The organism is Thermus sp., from assembly GCF_040290245.1.
Classification (GTDB): domain Bacteria; phylum Deinococcota; class Deinococci; order Deinococcales; family Thermaceae; genus Thermus_A.
In genome coordinates this window covers 1-6912 of sequence record NZ_PSMQ01000077.1, presented here as the reverse complement: position 1 = coordinate 6912, position 6912 = coordinate 1, and the positions used below count along the sequence as shown (strand labels likewise).

The following is a 6912-nucleotide window of genomic DNA, read 5'->3' as shown; positions in this document are numbered from 1 at the left end:
GGAGGTTTTGGGTTACCTCTTCCTCCCCCTTTTGGCCTGGTTCGGGCTGGTGAACTGGTCTTTTGCCCTCCTCTTTCTACTCCTGGCCCTGGGGTTCGGGGTCTTTCTTTCCCAGCTCGGGATCGGGATGGAGACCCTTCTCCTCAAGCGCTACCCGAGGCTCTCCGACCGGGTGCTCCTCCTCGTTTATGCCGTTTTGGAGAACCTAGGTTACCGCCAGGTCCTGGCTTTCGAGCGCTTTTTGTCCACCTTCCAGGTAATCAAGAAGCGGGGCCAGTGGGGGGAGATGACAAGGAAGGGGCTCGGTCCCTCTTGACTCAGATCCCTTCCCGCCTGGGCGGGATCAGGAGGAGGACCAGGAGCCTTAGAAGCGCCGAGGCCAAAAGGGGGAGATGGTAGGGGGTAGGTTGGGAAAAGGCGGCAAGCCAGGCCGCCAGAAGGCTTCCCAGGATGCCTCCCAGGCCAAGCGCCACCCAGAAGAGGGCCAGGTAGCCGTTTCTGGATGCGGAGGGGGCCCGTCCCAGGGCCAGGTTGGTGAGGGCGGGGTTGAGGCCGCTCCAGGCGAGGGCATCCAAAAGGGCGCTGGCCCAGATGGGCCAGGGAAAGTTGGCGGAGCCCAAAAGCCACAAGAAGGGCATCAAAGCAGCCACAAGCCCTGTCTGACGGAGGACCTGGGCGTGGCCCTTCCGGTCGGCGATCCGTCCCCAAAGGGGTCCGAAGAGAAGGCCGGAGGAGGCGGAGACCAGGGTCCAAAGCCCCACCTGGGTCATGGAAAGCCCACCCCAGGCGAGGAAATAGGGGATGACATAGGGTCCCCCGAGCATGACGGCCAAGAACCAGCTGAAGACCAGAAGCAGGTAACGCAGGTAGGTGGGGTCCGAGGCCGCCGTCTTGAGCTGGGGCCAAGGCGGGGCGGTGGGCCCGGGTTGTGGCTCGGGTTGGACCCTAAGGATCTGCACCGAGCACAGCCCGGCCAAAACCCCCAGGGCGAGGACCAGGAGATAGCCTAAGTGGGCTAGACGGTCCACCGCGTACCCCCCGATAAGGTTTCCCAGCGTGCCCACCAGGCCTAGAAGAGCATTTCTCAGGCCGAAGTAGGCCCCCCGTTTTTGCTCGGGGACAAGGTCGGCCATCCAGCTCAGCCAGAGCACCCCCACGGGCGCGGAAAGGAGCTGGGAAAAGGCGGAGAGGAGAAGAAGCCCCGGCACCCGGAACTCCTGCGGCAAAAGGGGTAGAAGAATCACGAGCGCAAACCCTCCCCGGGCCAAAAGGTTGAGCCGCACGGCCAGCGCCTTCCGGCTACCCTTCAGAAAAAGCGCCAGGGGGGCGGCGAGCTGGGCCAGAAAAGGGAGGGCGCCCAGAAGGGCCAGGGCTTTGGGATCAGCGCCCAGGAAGAGGGCGTAGCCGGTGATGAGCACCCCGGTGCTCCAGTTGATAAAAAGGATGGCAAAAAGGCCTTCCAGGAGGGAAAGGCGAAGGGCGCGGTCCACTTTTCGATTATCCTTGGACCCGGTAAAATTCGGAACATGCAGACCGCCATCACAAGGATGCTGGGCATCCGCTACCCCATCGTGGCTGCCCCCATGTTTTTGGTCTCCAACCCGCCGCTTCTGGTGGCGGTGGCCGAGGCGGGGGGGATCGGGGTGATCCCTAGCCTTAACTTCCGCACCCATGAGGGCTTCCGGGAGTTCCTCGAGGCCTTCCCCGACCTCCCCTTCGGCGTGAACCTGATCCTCAAGGACAACCCCCGCCTCGAGGAGGACCTAAAGGCCATGGTGGAGCGCAAGGTTCCCCTGGTGGTCACCTCCTTGGGGGACCCCAGCCGGGTGGTGGAAGCGGTCAAGGCCTACGGCGGGGTGGTCTGGTGCGATGTGGTGGGGTTCCGGCACGCCAAGAAGGCGGTGGAGGCGGGGGCGGATGCCCTGGTGGCGGTGGCCTCTGGGGCCGGGGGGCATGCGGGAACGATCAGCCCCTTTGTTCTGGGGCCCTGGCTCAAAGAGGCCTTCGGCGTGCCTGTCCTGATCGCGGGGGGGCTTTCCACTGGACGGCACCTTGTGGCGGCCTTGGCTTTGGGGGATGGGGCCTACATCGGGACCCGGTTCATCGCCACCCAGGAGTCGGCTGCCCCTTTGGAGTACAAGGAGGCGCTGCTTCGCGCCACGCCGGAGGAGGTCGAGTACACCCCCGAGGTCACAGGGGTCCACGCCAACTTCCTGAGGGAATCCCTGACCCGGTTTCGCGCCGGTGGGGGAAAAGCCTGGAAGGAGGTGTACTCGGCAGGGCACGGGGTGGCCTTCATCAAGGACATCCCCTCGGCCAAGGAGGTGGTCAAACGCCTTGTGGCCGAGTACCATGAGGCCAAGGCGGCCCTTCCCTGATGCTGGGCATCCTTCTTGTCCCCAATTTTTACGAGGTGGAGGCGGCCTTGGCCCTCGAGGCTGCCCGCGGCTTAGGCCTTTCCCGGGCCACCTTGGCCAAGGGCCGCCGGGCCCTTCTAGGCCGGGCGGGGGCGGTCTGGACCCCCACTTACGCCTTTCCCGCCCGGCCGCCCTTGCGGGCCCTGGTCCTTCCCGGGGCCGAGGGGGTGGAGCGCTTTGGGGAAGACCCCGTGTACCTGGCCTTTTTAGAAGAGGTCTGGGAGAGCCTGGAGGCGGTCTTTCTTGGCGAGAATGCCCACCTGTTTCTCGCGGAGGCGGGCCGGCTTCCAAGGAGGGTGGCCGCCGCGCAAGGGGTGGCCCCCCCCCTCCTTGCCCAGGGCTACCAGGTGGTGGAGGCCCCCTGGCACCGGGAGGGGCGGGTCTGGTCCACCCGGGGCGGGATGGACCTCTGGGCGGCCCTTTGGGACTGGGGGCAAAACGTGATTGAAGAGAAAGTTTGAACTCGAGTACAATGCGTGCATGCTCCGAGACCACCAGAAGAAGAGAAGGCGGGAGCGAATCTTCAAGGCGGCCCTGGCCCTGTTTCGCGAGAAGGGGTTCCAGGAGACCACTGCCAACGATATCGCCAGGATGGCCCACGTCTCCCGCGGGACGTTTTTCAACTACTTCCCCTATAAGGAGGCGGTTCTTTTAGACTACGGCAGCCAGCTTCTGGCCGGGCTGAAGGAGGAGGCCCGGAGGCGGCTGGCCCAGGGCAAGCCGCCGCTGGAGGTCCTAAAGTGGCTATGGGAGGAGCTGGCCCAGGGAACCATGCGGGAGAAGGACCTCCTCATGCCCCTTTTCTATGAACTCTTGAACCCCGACCCCCTCCGGGCCAGGGCGGCCTTTGAGGCCCTGCCCTTGGGGGATTTTCTCGCCGAGCTCCTCGCCCCCCTTCGCAAGGAGGGCCGGGTGCGGAAGGACCTCTCCCTGGAGCGGATGGGCCGCACCCTGGCCGACCTCTACTTCCTCACTGCCCTGCGCTGGGCCGCCTACACGCCGGAGAAGGACCTTAAGGAGGAGATGGACAAGACGCTGGCCCTCTTCCTCGAGGGGGCCTTGGCCCGCCCGTTCAGTCCGCCGCCACCAGGGGCTTGAGGATCCGCGCGAGGAAGACCCCGGTGGGGCTATGGGTCTTGGCCACCTCCTCCGGGGTGCCCTCGGCCACAATCTCCCCCCCCCGGTCGCCGCCTTCCGGCCCCAGGTCGATCACCCAGTCCGCGGTCTTCACCACGTCCAGGTTGTGCTCGATCACCACCACCGTGTTCCCCGCATCCACCAGCCGGTGGAGGACGTCCAAAAGCTTGGCCACGTCGTCAAAGTGGAGGCCGGTGGTGGGTTCGTCCAGGATGTACAAGGTGCGGCCCGTGGACTTGCGCCCGAGTTCCGTGGCCAGCTTGATCCTCTGCGCCTCCCCCCCGGAGAGGGTGGGGGAGGGCTGGCCCAGCTTCATGTAGCCCAGGCCCACGTCCAGCATGAGCTGAAGCTTCCGGGCGATGGTGGGGACGTTCTGGAAGAAGTCCAAAGCCTCCTCCACGGTCATGTCCAAAACATCGGCGATGCTCTTGCCCCTGAGCTTGACCTCCAGGGTCTCCTTGTTGTACCGCCTGCCCTTGCAGACCTCGCAGGGGACGTAGAGGTCAGGGAGGAAGAGCATCTCGATCTTGACCGTGCCGTCCCCTTGGCAGGCCTCGCACCGCCCCCCCTTGACGTTGAAGGAAAACCGGCCCGGACCATACCCCCGCTTTCTGGCCTCAGGGGTCTTGGCGAAGAGGTCGCGGATCTCGTCAAAGATGCCTGTGTAGGTGGCGGGGTTGGACCGGGGGGTGCGGCCGATGGGGGACTGGTCGATCTCGATGACCTTGTCCAAGTGCTCCAGGCCCTCGAGGCCCTCAAAGGCCCCGGGGGTGGCCTTGGCCCGCATGAGCCGCTGGGCCAAGGCGGCGTAGAGGATCTCGTGGACCAGGGTGCTCTTGCCGCTTCCCGAAGGCCCGGTCACGGCCACGAACTTGCCCAGGGGGATCCGGAGGGTAACGTTTTTCAGGTTGTGCTCCCGGGCACCTTTCAAAACGAGCCACTTCCCATTCCCCTTTCGCCTCTCCTTTGGGATCTCGATCCGCTTCTCCCCCCGGAGGTAGGCCCCGGTCAGGCTCTTTTCACTTTTGAGGATCTCTTCCAAAGGACCCTGGGCCACCACCTCGCCCCCGTGGATGCCCGCCCCTGGCCCCATGTCCACGATCCAGTCCGCGGAGCGCATCGTCTCCTCGTCGTGCTCCACCACGATAAGGGTGTTGCCCAGGTCGCGCAGGCGCTTGAGGGTGCGGATGAGGCGTTGGTTGTCCCGGGGGTGGAGGCCGATGGAGGGTTCGTCCAGGACGTACAGCACCCCGGTGAGGCCGCTGCCCACCTGGGTGGCGAGGCGGATGCGCTGGGCCTCCCCTCCCGAAAGGGTGTTGGCCGCCCGGTCCAGGGTGAGGTAGTCCAGGCCCACGTCCACCAAAAACCCCAGCCGCTCGGCGATCTCCCGTAGGATGGGCCGGGCGATCTGGGCCTGGAAGGGGGGGAGGCTTTTTTCCGCCTCCTGGAAGAAGGCCAAGGCCTCCCGCACGGGCATGGCCGAGACCTCGGCGATATTCTTCCCCGCCACCTTCACCGAGAGGACCTCCTTCTTGTACCGGGTTCCGCCGCAGGCCGGGCACGGCCTCAAGGCCATATACTCCTCCAGGGCCTCGCGGAGGCTTTCGGACTCGCTCTCCTGGTACCGCTTGGCGAGCCAGGGGATGACCCCTTCGTAGTGGACTTGGAAGCGCAGGGTCTCCTTCCCCCCGCGTTTCAAAACCACCTCGAAGGGTTCGGGAAGGCCAAAAAGCACCGCGTCCTTGGCCGCTTGGGGGAGGTCCTTCCAGGGGGTTCTCAGGTCAAAGCCCATGTGCTCGGCAAGGGCCCGGATCCGGTCCCAGAGGTAGCTCCGCCCCGTGTCCCGGCCCCGGGCCCAGGGGAGGATGGCCCCTTCGGCCAGGGAAAGGGCGGGGTTGACGATGAGGGTGGGGTCAAACTCCTGCCGGTGGCCGAGGCCCGAGCAGGCGGGGCAGGCCCCGTAGGGGGCATTGAAGGAAAAGATGCGGGGCTCGAGCTCCTCCAACACCGAGCCGTGCTCGGGGCAGGCAAACTTTTCCGAGAAAAGCTCCTCCTCCCCCGTTTCAGGGTAGAGGACCCGCATCAGGCCCTCGCCCCGGAGAAGGGCGAGCTCCACCCCTTCCGCGATCCTGGGCCGTTCCTCCTCCTTTAGGACCACCCGGTCGATGACCAGGTCGATGTCGTGCTTCTCGTACTTTTCCAGCCGGAGGGTCTGGGCCTCCTCCAGGGGGTAGATGACCCCGTCGATCCGCACCCGGGCATACCCCTCCTTCATGAGCTGCTGGAAGAGTTTCCGGTACTCCCCCTTCCGCCCGCGGATCAGGGGGGCGAGCAGAATGGCCCGCTCCCCCGAGCGCTTAAGAAGCCGGTCGGTGATCTCCGTGGCGGACTGCTTTTCGATGGGGCGGCCGCACTCGGGGCAGTAGGCGGTTCCGGCCCGGGCGAAGAGGAGGCGGAGGTAGTCGTGGACCTCCGTCACCGTGCCCACGGTGGAGCGGGGGTTGTGGCTCGTGGTCTTCTGGTCGATGGAGATGGCGGGGGAGAGGCCCTCGATGGACTCCACCTCGGGCTTGTCCATCACCCCCAGGAACTGCCGGGCGTAGCTGGAGAGGCTTTCCACGTACCGCCTCTGGCCCTCGGCGTAGATGGTGTCAAAGGCTAGCGTGCTCTTTCCCGAACCCGAGACCCCGGTGATGACGATGAACTTGCCCCGGGGAAGCTCAACCGTGATGTCTTTCAGGTTATGCTCCCGCGCCCCGCGGACGATGATTCGGTCCATCCCAAGGAGTATACCACCCGGCGCCGGTAGGATATAGGGCATGGAGCCCCTGATGGTTCAGGAGGCCCGGGAGGCCGCCCAGGTGGTGGAGCGGCTTCTTCGGGAGAACGAGCCCGAGGTGAAAAGCCTGGCCCGCTTCCTAAAGCGCAGGATGCCCGCCTTCGCCCTCACCCTGGCCCGGGGGAGTTCGGACCAGGCGGCCCTGTTCGCCAAGTACCTCCTCGAGGCCCGCCTGGGGCTGCTTGTGGCCTCCCTGGCCCCTTCCGTCACCACCTTCTACGGCCAGGTCCCTGGGGCGGGGGGGGTGCTTCTTGCCTACAGCCAGTCTGGGGAGAGCCCGGACCTTCTGGAGGTCGTCCGGGCCTACCGGGGAAGGGGAAGCCTCACCGTGGCCTTCGTGAACCGGGAGGAAAGCCCCTTGGCCAAGGAGGCGGAGGTGGTCTTGCCCCTTCACGCGGGGGAGGAAAGGGCGGTGGCCGCCACCAAGTCCTTCCTGGCCATGCTGGCGGCCACGGTCCACCTCCTTGCCCATCTCGAGGAAGGCGAACTCGGCTCGCTCCTCCCCCTGCTTCCCGAGGC

The 6912-nt window shown here is 65.8% G+C and carries 6 protein-coding genes and 1 pseudogene; 5 read left to right on the top strand and 2 right to left on the bottom strand.

What is annotated here, in order from left to right; all coding sequences use genetic code 11:
• A pseudogene (locus C4301_RS08960) lies at positions 1-316 on the top strand (glycosyltransferase family 2 protein); the annotation flags it as partial.
• Position 317: 1 nt separating this feature from the next.
• Here the strand turns inward: C4301_RS08960 and C4301_RS08955 are convergent.
• On the bottom strand, positions 318-1490 hold the full coding sequence (locus C4301_RS08955; protein ID WP_352414741.1) for an MFS transporter: 1173 nt from the start codon (positions 1488-1490) through the stop codon (positions 318-320).
• A 36-nt stretch (positions 1491-1526) separates the two neighbouring features.
• On the opposite strand from C4301_RS08955, the gene C4301_RS08950 reads away from it, so the two are divergent.
• Genes C4301_RS08950 through C4301_RS08940 form a run of 3 tightly spaced genes read left to right on the top strand, consistent with a single transcriptional unit; the run spans position 1527 to position 3515 of the window.
• The gene (locus C4301_RS08950) at positions 1527-2378 is read left to right on the top strand and encodes an NAD(P)H-dependent flavin oxidoreductase (RefSeq protein ID WP_352414740.1); all 852 of its coding nucleotides are present in this window, start codon (positions 1527-1529) and stop codon (positions 2376-2378) included.
• Positions 2378-2878 carry a type 1 glutamine amidotransferase family protein gene (locus tag C4301_RS08945; protein WP_352414739.1) on the top strand — a complete coding sequence of 167 codons (501 nt, stop codon included), beginning with the start codon at positions 2378-2380 and terminating at the stop codon, positions 2876-2878. The genes C4301_RS08950 and C4301_RS08945 overlap by 1 nt, the downstream gene beginning before the upstream one ends.
• Before the next feature lie 19 nt (positions 2879-2897).
• Complete coding sequence (locus tag C4301_RS08940) at positions 2898-3515, top strand: TetR/AcrR family transcriptional regulator (RefSeq protein WP_352414738.1); 618 nt, start codon at positions 2898-2900, stop codon at positions 3513-3515.
• On the opposite strand, the gene uvrA is transcribed toward C4301_RS08940, so the two are convergent.
• Positions 3490-6333 carry an excinuclease ABC subunit UvrA gene (uvrA, locus tag C4301_RS08935; RefSeq protein WP_352414737.1) on the bottom strand — a complete coding sequence of 948 codons (2844 nt, stop codon included), beginning with the start codon at positions 6331-6333 and terminating at the stop codon, positions 3490-3492. The two genes, C4301_RS08940 and uvrA, sit on opposite strands and share 26 nt — an antisense overlap.
• A gap of 40 nt (positions 6334-6373) precedes the next feature.
• On the opposite strand from uvrA, the gene C4301_RS08930 reads away from it, so the two are divergent.
• On the top strand, positions 6374-6912 hold a 539-nt coding region (locus tag C4301_RS08930; RefSeq protein ID WP_352414736.1), incomplete at its 3' end, for an SIS domain-containing protein.

Bases quoted from the DNA above. Each gene is read 5' to 3' on its own strand.
- C4301_RS08945 (WP_352414739.1), top strand. From the start codon at position 2,378: ATGCTGGGCATCCTTCTTGTCCCCAATTTTTACGAGGTGGAGGCGGCC.
- C4301_RS08940 (WP_352414738.1), top strand. From the start codon at position 2,898: ATGCTCCGAGACCACCAGAAGAAGAGAAGGCGGGAGCGAATCTTCAAG.
- uvrA (WP_352414737.1), bottom strand. From the start codon at position 6,333: ATGGACCGAATCATCGTCCGCGGGGCGCGGGAGCATAACCTGAAAGAC.
- C4301_RS08950 (WP_352414740.1), top strand. From the start codon at position 1,527: ATGCAGACCGCCATCACAAGGATGCTGGGCATCCGCTACCCCATCGTG.